22 protein-coding genes are annotated in these 18510 nt (G+C 74.4%); 13 read left to right on the forward strand and 9 right to left on the reverse strand.

What is annotated here, in order from left to right:
• Window position 1 precedes the first annotated feature (1 nt).
• The 9 genes from crtI to VGP36_00520 form a co-directional block, all read right to left on the reverse strand.
• Entirely contained in the window at window positions 2–1489 is a 1488-nt protein-coding gene (crtI, locus tag VGP36_00480; protein HEV7653201.1) for a phytoene desaturase family protein, read from the reverse strand.
• A complete protein-coding gene (locus tag VGP36_00485; GenBank protein HEV7653202.1) occupies window positions 1486–2562 on the reverse strand; it encodes a glycosyltransferase in 1077 nt (358 codons plus the stop codon). The genes crtI and VGP36_00485 overlap by 4 nt, the downstream gene beginning before the upstream one ends.
• A complete protein-coding gene (locus VGP36_00490; protein HEV7653203.1) occupies window positions 2559–3317 on the reverse strand; it encodes a carotenoid biosynthesis protein in 759 nt (252 codons plus the stop codon). Before VGP36_00490 ends, VGP36_00485 begins: the two co-directional genes overlap by 4 nt.
• Window positions 3310–3867, reverse strand: coding sequence for a GNAT family N-acetyltransferase (locus tag VGP36_00495; protein HEV7653204.1), 558 nt, complete (start codon window positions 3865–3867; stop codon window positions 3310–3312). The genes VGP36_00490 and VGP36_00495 overlap by 8 nt, the downstream gene beginning before the upstream one ends.
• Window positions 3864–4568, reverse strand: a complete 705-nt coding sequence (locus tag VGP36_00500; protein ID HEV7653205.1) for a monooxygenase — start codon at window positions 4566–4568, stop codon at window positions 3864–3866. The genes VGP36_00495 and VGP36_00500 overlap by 4 nt, the downstream gene beginning before the upstream one ends.
• Window positions 4569–4601: 33 nt before the next feature.
• A complete protein-coding gene (locus VGP36_00505) occupies window positions 4602–5078 on the reverse strand; it encodes a YbaK/EbsC family protein (GenBank protein HEV7653206.1) in 477 nt (158 codons plus the stop codon).
• Window positions 5079–5364: 286 nt separating this feature from the next.
• Complete coding sequence (locus VGP36_00510; protein ID HEV7653207.1) at window positions 5365–6534, reverse strand: hypothetical protein; 1170 nt, start codon at window positions 6532–6534, stop codon at window positions 5365–5367.
• A gap of 13 nt (window positions 6535–6547) precedes the next feature.
• Window positions 6548–7252: a phosphoadenylyl-sulfate reductase gene (locus tag VGP36_00515; protein HEV7653208.1), complete on the reverse strand. Its 705-nt coding sequence runs from the start codon at window positions 7250–7252 to the stop codon at window positions 6548–6550.
• Window positions 7253–7421: 169 nt separating this feature from the next.
• On the reverse strand, window positions 7422–9068 hold the full coding sequence (locus VGP36_00520; protein HEV7653209.1) for a nitrite/sulfite reductase: 1647 nt from the start codon (window positions 9066–9068) through the stop codon (window positions 7422–7424).
• A gap of 219 nt (window positions 9069–9287) precedes the next feature.
• On the opposite strand from VGP36_00520, the gene cobA reads away from it, so the two are divergent.
• From cobA to VGP36_00585, 13 genes are all read left to right on the forward strand, one after another.
• Entirely contained in the window at window positions 9288–10538 is a 1251-nt protein-coding gene (gene cobA, locus VGP36_00525) for a uroporphyrinogen-III C-methyltransferase (protein HEV7653210.1), read from the forward strand.
• A gap of 205 nt (window positions 10539–10743) precedes the next feature.
• Complete coding sequence (locus tag VGP36_00530) at window positions 10744–11097, forward strand: DUF6504 family protein (protein HEV7653211.1); 354 nt, start codon at window positions 10744–10746, stop codon at window positions 11095–11097.
• Between the two features lie 4 nt (window positions 11098–11101).
• Window positions 11102–11563, forward strand: a complete 462-nt coding sequence (locus tag VGP36_00535; protein HEV7653212.1) for an SAV_6107 family HEPN domain-containing protein — start codon at window positions 11102–11104, stop codon at window positions 11561–11563.
• 126 nt (window positions 11564–11689) lie between these two features.
• Window positions 11690–12394, forward strand: a complete 705-nt coding sequence (locus VGP36_00540) for a class I SAM-dependent methyltransferase (GenBank protein ID HEV7653213.1) — start codon at window positions 11690–11692, stop codon at window positions 12392–12394.
• 9 nt (window positions 12395–12403) lie between these two features.
• Window positions 12404–13711, forward strand: a complete 1308-nt coding sequence (gene dinB / locus VGP36_00545; protein ID HEV7653214.1) for a DNA polymerase IV — start codon at window positions 12404–12406, stop codon at window positions 13709–13711.
• A 170-nt stretch (window positions 13712–13881) separates the two neighbouring features.
• Window positions 13882–14277, forward strand: coding sequence for a DUF3040 domain-containing protein (locus VGP36_00550; GenBank protein HEV7653215.1), 396 nt, complete (start codon window positions 13882–13884; stop codon window positions 14275–14277).
• Between the two features lie 1559 nt (window positions 14278–15836).
• Window positions 15837–16475, forward strand: coding sequence for a hypothetical protein (locus VGP36_00555; protein ID HEV7653216.1), 639 nt, complete (start codon window positions 15837–15839; stop codon window positions 16473–16475).
• Between the two features lie 44 nt (window positions 16476–16519).
• A complete protein-coding gene (locus VGP36_00560; protein ID HEV7653217.1) occupies window positions 16520–16807 on the forward strand; it encodes a hypothetical protein in 288 nt (95 codons plus the stop codon).
• Window positions 16808–16905: 98 nt separating this feature from the next.
• Window positions 16906–17085 carry a hypothetical protein gene (locus VGP36_00565; protein HEV7653218.1) on the forward strand — a complete coding sequence of 60 codons (180 nt, stop codon included), beginning with the start codon at window positions 16906–16908 and terminating at the stop codon, window positions 17083–17085.
• Window positions 17086–17117: 32 nt separating this feature from the next.
• Entirely contained in the window at window positions 17118–17384 is a 267-nt protein-coding gene (locus VGP36_00570) for a hypothetical protein (protein ID HEV7653219.1), read from the forward strand.
• A gap of 85 nt (window positions 17385–17469) precedes the next feature.
• Window positions 17470–17649, forward strand: coding sequence for a hypothetical protein (locus tag VGP36_00575; GenBank protein HEV7653220.1), 180 nt, complete (start codon window positions 17470–17472; stop codon window positions 17647–17649).
• A 31-nt stretch (window positions 17650–17680) separates the two neighbouring features.
• Window positions 17681–17968, forward strand: coding sequence for a hypothetical protein (locus VGP36_00580; GenBank protein HEV7653221.1), 288 nt, complete (start codon window positions 17681–17683; stop codon window positions 17966–17968).
• A gap of 38 nt (window positions 17969–18006) precedes the next feature.
• Window positions 18007–18510 (forward strand): hypothetical protein (locus VGP36_00585; protein ID HEV7653222.1); only part of this gene is annotated, 504 nt, incomplete at its 3' end.

Raw genomic sequence — 18510 nt, forward strand, 5'->3', positions numbered from 1 at the left:
GTCAGGCGGGGCCGATGAGGGTGTCGACGATGCGGGCGGAGAGGACGACCAGGGGCAGCCCGCCGCCCGGGTGGGTGGAGCCGCCGACCAGGAACAGCCCGCGGACCGGGGACCGGTTGGGCGGCCGCAGGAACGCCGCCCGGGCCCCGTTCGACGACGAGCCGTAGATCGCGCCGCCGGGGGCCCGGGTGGCCCGGGCCAGGTCGGCCGGCGTGATCACGTGCGAGAACAGCAGCCGGTCGGTGACCGGCAGCCCGCGCCGGGCCAGCAACCCCAGCAGCCGTCCCGCGTAGGACCCGGACAGGGCGGGGGAGTCCCAGTTGAGGGCGCCCGGCCCGGTGCCGTGCCGGGGCGCGTTCACCAGCACGAACCAGGCCTCGTGCCCGTCCGGCCGGACCGCCGGGTCGTCGGGGACGCTGACGTAGATCGTCGGGTCGGCCACCGGCGTGGCCGGATCGCCGAAGACCGCGTCGAACTCGGCGTCGTACGAGGCCGGGAACAGCACGTTGTGGTGGGCGAGGTTCGGGGTCCGGCCGCGGACGCCGAGCAGCATGACGAACCCGGACAGCGACGGGACCGCCTTGCGCAGCCGCCGGGCCAGCGCGGGCCGGGGGAGCAGGTCGCGGTAGACCAGGCCGGCGTCGGCGTTCGCGACGACCACGTCCGCGGGCAGCCGGCCGCCGTCGGCCAGCAGCACGCCGGCGGCCCGGCCGCCCTCGGTCTCGATCCGGGCCACCTCGGTGCCGGTCCGGATCCGGCCGCCGAGCGCGGTGACCCGCCGGGCCAGCTCGTCGGCCAGCGTCCGCAGCCCGCCGCCGAGGTACCAGCCGCCGAAGCGCTGCTCCAGGTACGGCACCACGCCGAGCGCGGCCGGTGCCCGCCGCGGGTCCGACCCGGTGTACGTCGCGTACCGGTCGAGCAGGACCCGCTGCCGCGGGTCGGTGAGGTAGCGCTCGCCGAGCCAGCGCAGCGTCCGTCCGGGCGCGATCGTGCGCAGGTCGCCGACCCGGACCGCCTGCCGGGCCAGGTCCCGTACGCCGTCGATCGGCGACTCCAGGAACGGCCGCCGGACCGCGGTCCAGATCTGCTCGGACCGGGCCAGCAGCCGGCGCCAGTCCGCGCCCGCCGGCGGCCCGAAGGCCGCGTCCATCCGGGCGCAGGTGGTGTCGAGGTCGCCGCTGGTGTCCAGCCGGGTCCCGTCGGCGAACCGGTGCCGGATCAGCGGGTCGAGCGGCTGCAGGTCCAGCCCGGCCGGCCAGGGGTCGCCGGTGGCCGCGAACAGGTCGGCGAACACCTCGGGCATGGTCAGCAGCGACGGCCCGGTGTCGAACCGGAACGTGCCGGCCGCGGTGTGCCGCTCCAGCAGCCCGAGCTTGCCGCCGACCACCTCGGCCCGCTCACAGACGGTGACGTCGTGCCCGCCGGCGGCGAGCCGGGCCGCGGCGGCCAGCCCGCCGACGCCGGCGCCGATCACGACGACCCGGCTCACGGGAGCGGCCGTCCCTTCCAGCGCAGAGCGCCTGCGCGGTGACGATTTAGCGAACGCGCTGTGAGCCCCGCGAACATCGCGACGGATGCGGGGTGAGCGAGCGCGTCCGGCCAGATCCGGCCGCCGGTCCGCCGCGCGGTCACCACCCGTCCGGTCACTCCCGCAGCGTATCCGGCCAGCCCGAGCCGCGATCCGGCGAGCGCCGCCAGCGGCGGGACGAGGTAGGCCAGTGCCATCAGACCGGACACCGCGACCGCGCCGGCCGGCGGGCCGAAGGCCGACCAGAGCGACTTCGTGTAGCCCTCCCGCAGCGACGGCCAGTCCTCGTACATCCGGCAGTCGGCCAGCGTGGTGCCGTCGGCGACGCCGCCGCGGCCGCCGGCCCGCTTCACCGCGCGCAGCAACGCGACGTCCTCGACCACCTCGGCCCGGACGGCCGCGTGCCCACCGGCCCTGTCGTACGCGGCCCGGCGGACGGCCAGCAGCTGCCCGTTCGCGGCCGAGAGCGACTCCCGGGGCGAGCGCTCGGCCAGCCGCAGCGGCAAGAACGTGAGCCAGGACCACTGCAGCAGCGGCTGCACCAGCCGCTCGGCCGGGCTGACCGCGACCTGCCGGGGATAGGGCGAGACCAGGTCGAGCCCGCGCAGCAGGCCGGCCGTGGCGACGATCGCGCCGGGCCGCAGCCGGACGTCGGCGTCGAGGAAGACGAGCACGTCCGAGGCCGGGTCGGCGGCGTCGGCCAGCTGCTGGCACGCGTACGGCTTGCCCAGCCAGCCCGGTGGCAGCAGCCGCCCGGTCAGCACCCGGACCCCCAGCGCCCGGGCCAGCTCGCCGGTCCCGTCGGCCGACCCGTCGTCGAGCACGAGCACCTCGGCGACGCCCTCCTGGGCCAGCACCGCGGTCAGGCAGTCCCGGACGTTCGCGGCCTCGTCCCGCATCGGGATCAGCACCGAGACCCGCTCGGGCCCCGGCGCCGCGGCCGGGTCCGGTCGCCGCAGCAGCCTCGCGTTCACCGCCGCGTGCACGGCCCCGGCCGCGGCCAGCGCCGACCCGAGGGCCACCAGCCGTCTCATCGCGGCAGCGGCGCCGGCCGGCGCAGCGTCGCGACCAGCGGCAGGGCGACCGCGCCCATGCCGAGCCCGCCCCACAGGGCGCTGCCGGGCAGCCCGAAGAACGCGAGATGGGCGAACACCGAGGAGAAGTACGTCCAGAGGTAGAGCCCGTACGCGACCGGGTCCAGGGACGACCGGACGGCCGGGACGGACGGGTGCAGCAGCGCCATGAGCAGCGTGGCGACCACGGCCCAGCCGGCGTAGTTGGTCAGCGGCACGTCCGGGACCCACGGCAGCGCGGGGGACGGGTCGAACCAGCGCCAGTGCCCGGCGTCGACCATCTGCGGGTCCAGGAACAGGTCCCAGGAGGCCAGCGCGGCCGCCGAGACGAGCACCCGCGCCCACCGCCCGCGGGCCAGCCGGATCCCGACCAGGAACGCCGGCCAGGCCATCATCACCCAGGCCAGCGGGATCACCAGCGGGACGCCGGCGAGTTCCGGCCCGAGCGTGTCCCCGTACGCGTAGTGGCCGAACGGGACGCCGGTGGCGACGCCCACGGACTCGGCCAGGAAGCCGAGTCCGCCCGCGACGAGCAGCAGGATGCCGGCGGTGGCCGGACCGCGGGTGAGCGCCGCGTGCGCCAGCGACGCCACCGCGAACAGCAGCACGGTCGCGATCGTCAGCCCGTCCCGGGCCGACCCCACCGGCACCAGCGGGTACGCGATCTGGGCCAGCACGACGGCCCCCGCGAGGACCGCGACGGCCCGACTACGCACCGGGGCCCAGCGGCATCCGCACGCCCAGCACGGCGAACGGCCGGGCGTCGCCGGGGAAGAGATGGTGCCGGAGCAGGTCGACGAACCCCATCGACCGGTAGAGCCGCCAGGCCCGGGTGTCGCCCTCGGGTGTCGACAGCAGCACCGCGTGCTGGTCCAACCCCTCCACCAGCGTGCGCAGCAGCACCCGCCCGGCCCCGTGGCCCTGGTACGCCGGCCGCACGTGCAGCTCGGAGAGCTCGAACGCGCCCCGCAGCCACCGGTCGGCCACCTGCGGCACCAGCGCGGTCCGGACCTGGTCGTGCCACCACTGGCCGGGGGCGACGGCGTACCCGTAGCCGAAGCCGAGCAGCTCGTCGGCGCGGCCGAGGCCGTCGCCCTCGCCGAGCGCGGCGACCGCGCGGAACGCCGGCCGGCGGGTGTGGGCCAGCGCGAACCCGGCCCGGTGCTGGCCGGCCTCGGGCGGGTAGCCCATCGCCTCGGCGTACACGGCCATCGCCTCGGTCATGCGCTCGCGCGCCTCCACCGGGCTCCAGCGGGTGATCTTCATGCCAGCGGGTCCCTGCCGTCGACCGAACCGTCAGCCGCCTCGACCGCGAAGCGGGCGAACAGCTCCTCCGCGAACCAGCCCTCGGGGCCGGTGCGGGCCACCGCCTCCCGGTGCGCGTCCCCCGCGTACGCGAACCCGCGCAGCGCCGCGGCCGACTCCCAGAGGGAGAACGTGCCCTGGAACCCGATCGGGGCCTCGCCGATGCCGAAGGCGAAGCGCAGCCCGGGCCGGCCGAGCAGGTCGGCCGACACGGCCGGCACCGCCCGCCAGAACGACCGGGCCCGGGTCGGGGCCAGCCGGGCCCGGGTCACCGCCACGACCGGACCGTCCCAGCGCCCGCCGGCCGGGGTGCCGAACGGCTGCCGCCCGGACCACCGGCCACGGGACGCCAGCGGCCGCAGCTCCACCCGCCAGGACTCCTCGGCCAGCCGCCGCCAGCGGGTCGCGACCGCGGACCGCTCGAACGCCCGCGCCGCGGCCCGGTCCGACCAGGTGGTCAGCAGACCCCACTGCCGCGGATCGGCGTCGCGGACGGTGAAGGTGCGGCCGTCCCCGGTCCCGAACAGCTTCGCGAACCGCACCCCCGGGATCACCCGTACCGGCCGCCGGTCGGCGCCCATCCGCAGCACCGCGGCCGGCACCGCGCGCCGCGGAACCCGCCACAGGTGCAGCGTCACCAGCTCCGGCACGGGCTCCCGCATTCGCAGAGGGTAAGTCGAACGTGTCCGGCCTGCTCAGCCGACCTCCGCCGCGGTCCCGCCGGTGATCCGGACCAGCTCCTCGTACGTCGTGGAGAACACCGAGTGCGGCACCCCGGCCGAGGCCCAGACCACGTCGTGGTCGGCCAGCAGGACGTCGACCAGCGTGCGCAGCGGGGCCGGGTGGCCGAGCGGGGCGACGCCGCCGATCGGCTGACCGGTCGCCGCCCGGACGAACTCCGGCGTGGCCCGGTCGAGCGCGGCGATGCCGAGCAGCGCCGCGACCTTGGCCGTGTCGACCCGGTGGGCGCCGCTGGTCAGCACCAGCAGCGGCTCGCCGGCGGCGTCGAAGACCAGCGAGTTGGCGATCGCGCCGACCTCGACGCCGAGGGCCGCGGCGGCGAGCGCGGCCGTCCGCACCTCCGCGGTGAGCTCGACGACCTCGCCGGTCGCGCCGGCCGCGGCCAGGGCTTCGGTCACCTTCCGTACACCGGGGTGCTCCGCCTTCGTCACGCCGCTCACCCTAAGGGCGGGGCCGAGCGAGATACCTGTCCGCCTCGCGGGGGTGTGGCGCTCATCGACCCGTCACTACAGTGATACCCGGTTCGGCTGGACTGTGCGCCGACGACGAGGGGAAGTCATCGTGGACCTGGACCGGCGGCAGTTCCTGGCAGGCGCGGCCACGGTCGCCGGAGCGGCGGCGGCAGGGGTGGCGGCCGGCGCCGGTCCCGCGGCCGCGCGCACCGGAGCGAACGGTCGCCCCGGGCTCCAGCCGACCTGACCCCGGTCGACCTGCAGCTCAGTCCCGGCCGAGCAGAGGCTCGTCGGTGGAGCGGACGTCGGCGGCCGGCAGGCCGTCGGGGTGCGTCTCGCGGACCCGGTCCACCACCTCGACCGCGATCTCCAGGTGCCAGCGCTTGGTCGCGGTGTAGAACTCCTGGGCGGCCTCGGACAGCTTGGGCCGCCCGTGCAGCGGCTTGTCGCTGACCGCGAGCAGGGTCGCGGTCGGCACCCGGTAGCGGAAGCCGTTCGCGGCCACGGTCGCGGACTCCATGTCGACCGCGACAGACCGGGACAGCCGCATGTCGTCGAGCACCGTGCCCTGCTCGAACTCCCAGTTCCGGTTCGCGGTCGTGTAGACCGTCCCCAGCCGGTACGGCACGTCGCGGCGGACGATCGCGTCCAGCAGGTAGCTGTTGAGCCGGTGGTTAGAGGCCACCGGCACGCTCGTCGGCAGCACGTGGTCGAGCACCCCGTCGGCCCGGTGGTACGTCGTGGCCAGCACCAGGTCGCCGATGTCCTGGTGGTTCCGCAGCCCGCCGCAGTGCCCGATCATCAGCATCACGTCCGGCCGGAGCACCGCGATGTGGTCGGTGATGGTCTTCGCGTTCGACGGGCCGACGCCGATGTCGACCAGCGTGATGCCGTCCCGGCCGGGACGGGTCGCGTGCCAGGCCGGCATCTGCCGTCCGGGCGCGGCCGGGCCGATCGCGTCCGGGAACGCCTCCCGGAACGCCTCGACGTGCCAGGAGTAGTTCGTGAACAGCACGTACCGCTGGAAGGCCTCGGCCGGCGTCCCGGTGTAGTGGGCGAGACGGTCCAGCGACAGCGCCATCCGCTCCGGCCGGAACAGGAACAGCTTCTTGCGGCGGAGGTCCCAGGCGTCCTCGTCCAGCGCGTCGAGCACGGCCGGGTCGAACAGGTCCAGGGCCGGACGCTTCTTCTCCGCCGACACCCGGGCCCCGGCCTCGGCGAGCTTGCCCAGCTCCCGCTCCAGGTACGGCCGGATCGCCGACGCGCAGGCGAACTCGCCCTCCAGCACCGGGTTGTGCCGGGACCACGGCCGCTCGACGGTCAGCGCGCCGTAGAACCCGGCCGCGTCGGCCGCCTCCAGGCGGTCGCACAGCTCGGCGACGCCGTCCGGGATGTCCTCGGGCTTCCTCTGGGCGAAGTCGATCGTCAGCGGCACCGGACCAGACTACTTAGACGTGGATGCCGCACTCGGTCTTGGCCGTGCCGGCCCAGCGGCCCGAGCGCGGGTCGGCGCCGGCCTCGACCCGGGCCGTGCAGGGCTCGCAGCCGATCGACGGGTAGCCGTCGCCGACGAGCGGGTTCACCAGGACGTTCCGCTCGACGATGTACGCGTCCACGTCGTCCTGGGTCCAGCAGGCCAGCGGGTGCACCTTGACGATCGCCCGGCGCGCGTCCCACTTCACCACCGGGGTGTCGGCCCGGGACGGCGACTCGTCCCGGCGCACCCCGGAGATCCAGGCCGAGAACGGCTCCAGCGCCCGGCCCAGCGGCTCCACCTTGCGCAGCCAGCAGCAGCGGTCGGGGTCGCGCTCGTGCAGCCGCGGCAGCAGGTCCGCGTCCTGCTCGGCCACCGTCCACAGCGGCAGCACCGTACGGACGTCGACCGGCAGGGTCGCGGCGACCGCGTCCCGGGTGCCGATGGTCTCGGCGAAGTGGTAGCCGGTGTCCAGGAAGTACACCGGGATGCCGGGGCGGGCCCGGCCGGCCAGGTCGGCCAGCACCGCGTCGGTCATCGAGGAGGACACGCAGACCTGGTCCTCGAACGTCTCCGAGGCCCAGCGCAGCACCTCCAGCGGGTGCGCGCCGTCGAGGTCGCGGGCGGCCTGTTCGGCCAGCCGCTTGAGCCGGGGCCACTGATCCTGGGGCGCGCTCATCGCGCCACCTCCACGCGCTCGGGGGCGGCCGCAGCCGTCGGCTTGACGGACCGGAGCGCGAAGGCACGCCGGCAGGACTCGCACTGCCATTCCCCGTGCGTCTCCCCGTACGGGCGGAGCTCCTCGTCCCCGCAGTACGGGCAGAAGAAGGGCGACGACCCGTGGCCGCTCATCGCAGCCACCCCTCGTCGGCCCGGGCCGCGTACGTGGCGAAGGTCTCGTCGGTCTCCCGGTGCTCGAGGTAGCCCCGCAGCACCCGCTCGACGTAGTCGGCGGCCTCGTCCGCCTCCACCTTCAGACCGCGGAACTTGCGACCCAGGGCCGCGTCCGCGCCCAGGTGACCGCCGAGGTGGACCTGGTAGACGTCCACGTCCTCGCCGTCCGGCCCGCGCGCCACCGAGCCCTTGAAGCCGATGTCGGCGACCTGGAAGCGGGCGCAGGAGTTCGGGCAGCCGTTGACGTTGATCGTCACCGGCTCCGGGAAGTCGGGCAGCCGCCGGTCCAGCTCCTGGTAGAGCGCCTGCGCGCGGCCCTTGGTCTCGACGATCGCCAGCTTGCAGAACTCGATCCCGGTGCAGGCCATCGTGCCCTCGCGGAACGCGCTCGGGTGCACCGGCAGGTCCTCGGCGGCCAGCTCGGCCACCAGCGCGTCCGTACGGTCCGCGGGCACGTCGAGGATGATCAGCTGCTGCTGGGCGGTGGCCCGGACGCGGCCCTGGCCGTACTCGGCGGCGAGGCCGGCGATCCGGGCCAGCTGGGTGCCGGAGGTACGGCCGACCCGCAGCGCGAAGCCGACCGCGTAGTTGCCGTCGACCTGCTCGGTCAGGCCGAGGTGGCCGCGGGCGCCCTCGTACCGGACCGGGGCCGGGCCGTCGGGCAGCGGGGAGGTGAGGAACTCCTTCTCCAGGACCTCCCGGAACCGCTCCGTACCCCAGTCGGCCAGCAGGAACTTGATCCGGGCGTGCTGCCGGGAGCGGCGGTAGCCGTGCTCGCGGAACAGCGTGGTCACCCCGGCCCAGACCTCGGCGATCCGCTCGGGCTCGACGAACGCGCCCAGCCGCTGGCCGAACTTGGGGTTGGTGGACAGCCCGCCGCCGACCCAGAGGTCGTAGCCGGGGGTGCCGTCCGGGCCGGTGACCCCGACGAACGCGACGTCGTTGATCTCGTGGTTGGTGCAGTGCTCGGCGCAACCGGAGATCGAGGTCTTGAACTTGCGGGGCAGGTTGGAGAACTCCGGGTCGCCGATGTAGCGGTCCCGGACCTCCCGCAGCGACGGGCTCGCGTCCAGCAGCTCGTCCTTGGCCACGCCGGCCAGCGGGCAGCCGAGGATGACCCGTGGGGTGTCCCCGCACGCCTCGGTGGTGTCGAGGCCGACCGCCTCCAGCCGGCGCCAGATCTCCGGCACGTCCTCGATCCGGATCCAGTGCAGCTGGACGTTCTGGCGGTCTGTGACATCGGCCACATCGCGGCCGAACTCGGTCGCGATGTCGGCGATCGCCGACAACTGCTCGGTGTTCAACGCTCCGCCGTCGATGCGGACGCGGAGCATGAAGTAGCGGTCCTCGAGCTCCTCCGGCTCCAGCACCGCGGTGCGGCCGCCGGGGATGCCGGGGGCGCGCTGGGTGTAGAGCCCGAGCCAGCGGAACCGGTTGCGCAGGTCGGCCGGGTCGATGCTGTCGAACCCGGTGTACTGGTACCGGTCGATGATCCGCTGCTTGGCGTGCAGGCCGTCGTCGTCGCGCTTGACCCGCTCGTTCGGGTTCAGCGGCTCACGATGGCCCAGGGCCCACTGGCCCTGCCCGCGTTGGGGCGGCATGAAGGTCTGATCCTCCGGCAGTCTGGCTGTGCGGCGCTCTCACGCCGCCGGGGCTGTGGTCAGCCCTGACAGACCGCGCTGTCGACCCGCCGGAGGTCGATGTGCCGACGCGAGACGAGGTGTACCGACACCAGTCGCTCGCTCGGAGTCACGCCCTCAACAGTCGCACATCCGCGCGCGTACGGCCACTGTCCTCGCGGGCTGGGATCATGGCCGGCGATGGGCACCTATCCGCTGCTGCTGGAGCTGGCCGGCCGCCGCGTCGTCGTGGTCGGCGGCGGCGCCGTCGCGCTGCGCCGGGTGACCGGGCTGCGGGCGGCCGGAGCCTCGGTCGCCGTCGTCGCCCCGGTGGTGTCGCCGGAGATCACAGAACTGTCAGAGGTCGCTGTTTCACTCCGCGGCTATGAGGACGGAGATCTCGCCGGCGCCTGGCTGGCCCACGCCTGCACGGACGATCCGGTGGTGAACGCGGCCGTCGCCGCGGAGGCGGCCCGGCTGCGGATCCCGTGCGTACGGGCCGACGACCCGGCCGGCGGCTCGGCCCGGACGCCCGCGGTGGCCCGGACCGGCGACCTGGTCGTCGCGGTCGGCTCGGCCGGCGACCCCGACCCGGGCCGGGTGCGCGCGGTCCGGGACGCGGTCGCGCTGCTGCTGGAGACCGGCGAGCTGCCGCTGCGGCGGCGCCGGTCCGGGCCCGGGCGGGTCGCCCTGGTCGGCGGCGGGCCGGGCGCGCCGGGGCTGATCACCGTCCGGGGCCGGCGGCTGCTGGCCGAGGCCGACGTGGTCGTGGTCGACCGGCTCGCGCCGCGGGCCCTGCTGGACCGGCTCGACCCGGACGTCGAGGTCGTCGACGTGGGCAAGACGCCGCACGGCGCCGGCCCGACCCAGGCCGACATCTCGGCGCTGCTGGTCGAGCGGGCCGGGCGCGGGCTGCGGGTGGTGCGGCTGAAGGGCGGCGACCCGTTCGTGCTCGGGCGCGGCGGCGAGGAGGTCGCGGCCTGCGTCGCGGCCGGCGTCCCGGTCGAGGTGGTGCCGGGGGTGACCTCGGCGGTGGCCGGACCGGCGGCGGCCGGCATCCCGGTGACCCACCGGGGCGTGGCGGCCGACTTCGCCGTGGTCTCCGGGCACGTCGAGCCGGGCGCGGTGCCGGGCTCGGCGCCCGGGTCGGTGATCGACTGGCAGGCGCTGGCCGACGGGCCGGCCACGCTGGTGCTGCTGATGGCCCTGGACCGGGTCGGCGCGGCGGCCGCGGAGCTGGTCAAGCGGGGCCGGCCCGGGACGACGCCGGTGGCCGTGGTCCGGCGGGCCACGCTGCCCGATCAGCAGGTGCTGGTGGCCACTCTGGACACGGTCGGCGCGGCTGTCGCCGAGGCCGGGTTGCGGCCGCCGGCGGTCGTCGTGGTGGGCGAGGTGGTCGGTCTCCGGGACCGGCTCTGGGGCGGGTCCCCGCCTCTCTCATACCCCATCTGACCTGGCCGTTCGAAACTGTTCGAACACGCCCGTGCGACACGCCGGGCAGCCGTTGCGATGCGGGTCGATCCCCGGATAGTCTCTTCTTGTTCGAACACGCGTTCGAACGAACCTCCCGCCGGGCGGTGCGGCCCTCGACCCCCGCGCCGCCCGGCGGGCAGGCGGACGGCACCACCCGGCGAGCCCACACGGAGGAGATCCCCAGATGCGTTCGGTCCACCCGGTCCTCGAGGAGCAGGTCGAGGTCGCGCGCTCGGGCGAGACGCCCGGGCAGTTCCTGCTGCGGGGCCGGCTCTACGTGGTGCGGGCCGTGCTGGCCCGCTGGACCGAGCCCGGCGGCTGGCGCTGGTCCGGTCCGGGCGAGTTCGTCGCCGGGCCGGTCGGGGCGTCGGTCAGTGGTGTGGCGGTGATCAACTCGGTGCCGGTCGACCTGGCCGACCGGGAGCTGTGGCGAGTCGAGGCTGCGGCGGGTATGTCCGCGGCGCTCGAGGTGTTCGACCTGTGCCGGGACACCGCGGCGGACCCGCCGCGGTGGACCGCAACGCTGGTGGAGGAGTGAGGACATGACCACGACGACCCTGCGGCGACTCGGTCCCTCCCGAGTGCCCTCCCAGCTGCTGCCGTCCGCGCTGGGCCTGCTCGACCAGGCCCGTCGCGGGCTGCAGGAGGCGTCGACGCTCGCGCTGCCCTCCGAGCGCTACGCGACCGCCCACCTGGCTGCGCTGCGCGGCGCGGCCGCGGTGCTCGCGGCCAAGACCCGGCCGACCGATCCCCGGTTGCGCCGCCGCCGGCCGACCAGCGCCTGGGTGCTGCTGACCGAGGTGGCGCCGGAGCTGGGGGAGTGGGCGGCGTTCTTCGCCGCCGGCGCGACCAAGCGGGCGGCGGCCGAGGCCGGCGTGACCCGGGCGGTGAGCGGGCGTGAGGCCGACGACCTGGTGCGTGACGCCGGGACGTTCCTCGCCCTGGTCGAGACCACCCTCGGCCTGGTGCCGACGCTGCCGGTCGGCGTCCCGCGGGCCGGCTGACCCCGTGTCTCGGCCATGGCCGGTGCTCTCGCCTACGCTCGCCAGGCTGAGCGTCGGAAGGTGGGCCCGGAGATGGGCACGGAGACAGGCAGGGCCGGATCGCGGGTCCTGGCGCGGGGTGGAGTCGTGTGGTCGGTGCTCGGGGCCGAGCTCGAGCGTCGAGCGGCGTCCGATGCCGATGGGCTGGACGTACTCGACCTGGGCGGCGGCAGTGGAGTGTCGGCGGTGCCGCTGGCCGAAATGGGACACCGAGTGACGGTGCTGGACGTGAGCGCGGACGCGCTCGCGACCCTGCAGCGCCGGGCCGCCGATGCCGGCGTGGCCGAGCGGGTCACGCCGGTGCAGGGCGACGTGGAGCGGCTGCCCGAGGCGCTGACCCCGGGTTCGTACGATCTGGTGCTCTGCCACGGGCTGCTCGAGGTGGTGGACTCGCCGGCCGACACGCTGGGGGCGGTCGCCGGGGCGCTGCGGGACGGCGGGTGCGCGAGCGTGCTGGCCGCGGGCCGGGCCGCCGCGGTGCTGGGCCGGGCGCTGAGCGGGCGGCTGGCCGACGCGACCCGGATCGCGACCGACCCGGCCGGCCGGTGGGGCGCGGCCGACAGCATGCTGCGCCGCTTCGACACCGACATGCTGGGCGAGCTGGTCACCGCGGCCGGCCTGCGGGTCGAGGCCGTGCACGGCGTGCGGGTGGTGGCCGACCTGGTGCCGGGCTCGGTGCTGGACGGGCAGCCCGGCGGGGCCGAGGCGCTGCGGGAGCTGGAGTTCGCGCTCGCCGCGCTCCCGCCGTACCGGGACGTGGCTGCCCAGCTGCACGTGCTGGCCCGGCGCTGAGGAACGGTCGTGGGGCGTAGCCAGGCGGTCGGCCGCAGCGGGCCGCCGGCCGGACCGCCCGCCGACGACACCGGCTGCCCGATCCTGCACGTCGACATGGACGCCTTCTACGCCAGCGTGGAGCTGCGCCGGCGTCCGGAGCTGCGGGGCCGGCCGATGATCGTCGGCGGCGGGCGGCGCGGGGTGGTGCTGTCCGCGACGTACGAGGCCCGGGACTACGGGGTGCGCAGCGCGATGCCGATGGGCCGGGCGCTCGGGCTCTGCCCCGACGCGGTCGTGGTGCACCCCGACATGCCCCGGTACGCCGAGGCCTCGGCGGGCGTGATGGCGGTCTTCCGGTCGGTCACGCCGCTGGTGGAGCCGCTGTCGTTGGACGAGGCGTTCCTGGACGTCTCCGGGGCCCGGCGGCGGCTGGGCCGCCCGGCCTGGATCGGGGAGTGGATCCGGGCCCGGATCGCCGACGAGCAGGGCATCACCTGCTCGGTCGGGGTGGCGCCGACGAAGTTCCTGGCCAAGCTGGCCTCCTCCCGGTGCAAGCCGGACGGGCTGCTGGTGGTGCCGGCCGACGGGGTGCACGCGTTCCTGCACCCGCTGCCGGTCGCCGCACTCTGGGGCGTCGGCGAGCGCACCGACGCGCAGCTGGCCGCGCTCGGGCTGAGCACGGTCGGCGATCTGGCCGCGACGCCGCTGCCGGCGCTGGCCCGGGCGATCGGCGACGCCTCCGCCGCCCACCTGCACGCGCTGGCCCAGGGCCACGACCCGCGCCCGGTCGTCCCCGACGAGCCGGACCGGTCGATCGGGGCGGAGGAGACCTTCGGCACCGACGTCGACGACCACGAGGTGGTCCGCCGCGAGCTGCTGCGGCTGGCCGAGAAGACCGCGGCCCGGCTGCGCGCGAGCGGGCAGCACGGCCGGACCGTGAGCATCAAGATCCGGTTCGCCGACTTCACCACGATCACCCGGGCCCGGACGTTGCCGGCGCCGACCGACGCCGGCCGCGAGGTCTACGAGACCGCCCGGGCGCTCTATGACGGGCTGGAGCTGGACCGGGCCCGGATCCGGCTCGTCGGCGTGCGGGTCGAGGGGATCGCGCCGGCCGGGGACGCGACCCGCCAGCTGGAGCTCGGCGCCCGCGAGTTCGGCTGGCGCGACGCCGACCGGGCCGTGGATCGGGCCGTCGACCGGTTCGGGGCCGGAGTGGTGCGCCCGGCGGTGCTGGTGCCGCCCACCACCCAAAATGTGGGGGCCGGACGTCGCGACACGCCCGACGTTCGGCCCGAATCCGGGCGTGTCGAGGTCTCCCAGGACCCGCGATGACCGGCCGAGGGGGTGTCCGCGACGACATCGAGCACCAGGTGAGCGTCGTCCGCCTTTCCTCGTGTGTCATCGGCTCGTATCCTCGTAGTGGCGGCCCGCTGCGCGGTCGCCATGTTGTCCCGCGGCGGTTCCCTGCCGTCGCGGTCGCACCTGTTGTCAGGAGGGGCGCCGTGCCGCTCTCGGACCACGAGCAGCGCCTGCTCGAGCAGATCGAGCGTGCGTTGTACGCCGAGGACCCGAAGTTCGCCTCGACGGTCAGCTCGACCGATCTGCGCACGCATGCCCGCCGCCGCGTCCGGCGCGCGATCATCTTGTTGATCCTGGGTCTGGGCGGGCTGCTGGCCGGCGTCATGACCAGCACGATCGCGTTGGGTGTGGCCGGGTTCTGCTTGATGCTGTTCGCTCTCGTCTACGCGGCCTCGCAGTACAAGAAGGTCGCCGGCAAGCCTGACCTTCGAGTCGCGGGCCCCGACGGGAAGCCGGCCCCGCGCCGCGGCAAGCAGCGCAAGGCGCCATTCCTCCAGCGCATGGAGGAGCGGTTCCGCCGGCGTTTCGACGATCGCTGATCCCTGATCTTTCTCCTGACGACGCCCGGCCCTTCCAGGCCGGGCGTCGCCCATTCCCCGCCCACTCCCGTCTCCCTGCGAGACACGCTGGCTGCACCGGCTTCCGCCGCCCCGGCGCCGGCCCCCCCGCCGTGCGGGTGCCTTGGGCCGGGTGTCGGCTGTGGTGCGGGTGCCTTGGGCCGGGCGTCGGCTGTGGTGCGGGTGCTGCAGGTCACGGTGACTGGCCAGGTCCCGGGGGTCGTGCGGGTGCCGACGAGCCGGCGCCACGCGATGGCGCCGGCGGATGACGCGGTCTTCGGGTCGAGGCCCTGGGCTGTGGATGGCCGGATTTGTAGTCGACCTCGATGGAGCAGTCTGCGCCGGATGTAGTGCGGGCGGCCGCGATGGCGACGTTCCCCTGGCCGGTTGGCGGCAGGCTGACGACCGTGACCGTGAACGGCGGCGCCGGCCGTGGAATCCGGGGACGAGGCGTCGGCGCGGGTAGCCGGGTCCGGGTCGGCTTTCTCGGGGTGGCTGTGACGGTTGGTCGCGGTGGCGGCGGTGTGGCCGTCGACGGAGGCGGCGGTACCGACGTCGGCGTTCTTGTCCTGGGGAACGGCTGTTGAGCTCGACGGAGCCGCGATCGGCGGGTCGGTTCTCGTGGGAGGGGAGTCGGAGTCGAGGACTGAGGCGGCCAGGCCGCTGCCGGCACCGAGGGGTCACCAATCCGGCCAGGACTGCGCGGACGGCCGCCGCGCGGCTGGCAAGCCGAAAGCCCGGAAGGGATCCTCGGCGGAGCCCGACCACGCCAATCCCGACGATCGTCAGTCCGGCCGCGATGAGCACCCTCCTACGGAGGAAGGCCTGCCGGAGCGCCAGTTCACCGACGTAAGGCTCAGGTCTTTCCTTCCCCTCAAGCTGAGCGACACGCCATGGACGCAGGCGACGCAGCTGTCGTCGACCGATCTCCCTCGACGGGTCCCCGTGGCCCGCGCCCAGTGCGGCATGATCGGTCGTTCGGGCGAGGCAGGGTGTACGCATGGCTCGGGTCCCTGGTGGTGCGCGTCGGGCGAGGACTCAGGGCCACTGCTGCAGCACACGAGCGGCCGCGCCCGTCGTTGCCTATGGCGTCGCGAAGGGGTCGTGCTCCGAGAGGATCTTGTCCAGACGGGCCTGTCAGCGGTCCGAATGCGTGAGTAGAACTGCTCGTCCACAGCAGACCGATGACAGTCCGGGCCCCGCCCGCTGCGCGGTGGGAGAGTGCGTTTGCGTACCCAAGTCCTACCCCGCCTCGGTCATATCGGGTCATGCACCCCGCGCGCTCGGCTTACGGCATGGTGCGCGGACGGCGTCAGGATCGAATATGGGACACCACACACTCCCGGCCTGGCGGGCACCCGGTGACGGGCGCCCGGACCGGTGGGCACCAGTGGGCAGCACCGGCTGAACACCGGTAGGTCCTCTCCCATCAGTTGCCCATCGGTTGCCCACAGCGGTGGGCGATGTTCTGCAGTGCCTGCCCGTTCCTGTCGGCGAGGCGTCCTGCAGAGGGGGAACCGTGATCCGTCGGGCGAGTCGCCATGCGTAGCGTCTTTGTCGGTACGCCGGCGTTCCTGGGCCGGATCGACGGCGAGACCCGCTGTGCGTTCTGGGCTGAGGAGCCGGTCGACCATGACTTCGACCCGCTGCTGCTCATCCCGGTCGACTTCGCACTCACCCCGTCGGCGGCGGCGGCGAAGGACATCTCCTGGGCCGACGTGCAAGTCGACGACTGCTTCACCGGGCCGAATGGTGCGGTGAGCGGTTCCACCCTCGGGCCGGGCTGGCCGGAGTTGCAGCTCGGCGGTGCGGTGTACCTGGAGTCCGGATTCCGTGAGTCGTTGCCTGCCGGGCTGCGCCCCGCCTGCCCCCCGGCCGGGATGAGCGCGCAGCCGTACGAGTGCATGTCGGTCGTCTACTGGCCGGACATCGACGATCCCCGCGCCGGCAAGCGTTATGCCGGTCACTGCGCGGAGATCCTGGAGGAGCGGGGCTCACTGGCGCACGTGGCGGTCCACCCACCCGGCAAGTCGGAGCAGCCGGACGTACGGCCGGTGACGATGTGGATCGACCTCGCATCGTCCGAGCAGTGTGACGCCGGCGTCGAGAGTCTCACCACGATAGGCACCGGGGCCGCGCCCAAGCGCGGAGCGCTCTTCTTGATCAGCGGCCAGCTGTGACGGGCCCGGCCCGCCAGCACAGCCCCACGGACATAAGGACCATCATGGACAGCACTCCTGCGCGCCGAGCCGCCGCGGCCGACCGGCCCGGCCGGCTCCGGGCGGCCGCGCTTCTCACCGCCGTCCCGATCGCCTTCACCGTCGGCGCGGCCGTCGCAACACCGTTCGGCTCCCTCGGATCAGCCCGGCCGCTCGACAGCAGTCCACACCTGACCGCGCAGACCGGTACAGCCGCGGACTGCCACGGAACCAGGCCACGGGCCAGGCTCGCCGCCGAGGTGACCGTCTCCACGGTCGGCGCACTGAAGTGGCCCGGATGCGCGGGCGACTAGTAGCTCCTCCCGAAGCTGGCCAACCCCGTCAACAGCGGTCGTGGCGCTGCCGACTCCGGTCATCCAAGCACCCGATCCTCCGGACCGAAGGAGCCACCATGGAACCCGAACTCGATCGTCCCGCCTCCGCCGATGCGCCCGACACGCCGCCGCCCCCCGAGACCCGGTCGTCACATCGGCGGCGATTCGAGAGGGCCTTCAACGCGTCGGCGTTGCTCAGCACCACCGCGGTGCTCGTCGCGATCGACCCCAAGATCCCGCCGTTCAGAGCCGACTGACGCCAGCACAGCCCGACCGACAAGGACCATCGATGGACAGAACTCCTCCGCGGCCGAGTCGGGCCCGGGCGACCGCACTTCTCACCGCCGTCCCGGTCGCGTTCGCGGTCGGCGCGGTGGTCGCATCACCGTTCGGCGCGCACGGATCAGCCGGGCGGCTCGACGGCACTCCTCGCCTGTCGGCCCAGACCAGCATGTTCGACGACTGCCACGGAACCAGGCCACAGGCCAGGCTCGCCGCCGAGGTGACCGTCTCCACGGTCGGCGCACTGAAGTGGCCCCTCTGCGGGGGCGACTAGCTCGTTCTGGCGGCGGTCGGCCGACGACCAGACCGGCGTAGCCAACCGTCCGCCGTACCCCATCTGCTCTATCGAAGGAGCCACCGTGGACGCCGACCTCGATCATCCCGGCCCCGCCGAGGCGTCGGACCTGCCCGCGCCGACCAGCATCCGGCCGTCGCCTCTGGTGCGTCTGAGGACGGCCTTCAACACGGCCGCGTTACTCAGCACCACCGCGGTGCTCGTCGCGATCGACCCGAAGAACCCGCCGTTCAGAGCCGACTGACCGCCCGCACAAGCCCACGGAAAGGACCATCATGGACAGCACTACGGCCCGCCGAGCCGCCGCGGCCGACCGGCTCGGCCGGCTCCGGGCGGCCGCGCTTCTCACCGCCGTCCCGATCGCCTTCACCGTCGGCGCGGCCGTCGCAACACCATTCGGCGCGCTCGGATCAGCCCGGCCTCTCGACAGCGGCCCACACCTGACGGCCCAGACCAGCATGTTCGCGGACTGCCACGGAGCGAGGCCCCAGGCAACGCTCGCCGCCGAGGTGACCGTCTCAGCGGTCGGCTCGCTGAAGTGGCCGGATTGTGCCGGGGACTAAAGATGATGACGGCTCCGCCATTTCGGTACGCACGGCTGGTGGACACGACGATGTCGTCGCTCAACGTCGCCTCGCCGGACTGCGCGGAGCCGTTCTACCGCGGTCGGCTCGCGCGCTGCAGGAACCTGCAGCGCGCGGGTTCGCTCGCCGAACTCCGGGAGATCCTCGACCGTCGCGTCGCCGACGTCGCCGACGTCGCCGACGTCGCCGCCTCGCCGGCGACGCTGGACCTCATCGGCCACTCGACCCGCGACCACCATCTGCTGCGCCTCGGCGCCACACCCATCGACATGCTCGACCGGCAGGTGGCGCGCTTCTTCTCGGCGCTGGCCGAGGACCAGCTCCTGCCGCGTCAGCAGATCGTCGCGGTGCGCCTGCTCGGCTGCGAGACCGCGGTGACGGACGGCGGTCAACGAACGCTGCGCATGCTCGCGCACACACTCAACCTGCCCGTCTACGGGACGTCCGTTCGGCTGCTCAAGAGCCATTCCAACGCCGACGGCTTCAATCCGGCTTTCTCCCACATCCTGGTCGAGGCCTCG

The organism is Mycobacteriales bacterium, from assembly GCA_035995165.1.
In the GTDB taxonomy this organism is placed as follows: Bacteria; Actinomycetota; Actinomycetes; order Mycobacteriales; family CADCTP01; genus CADCTP01.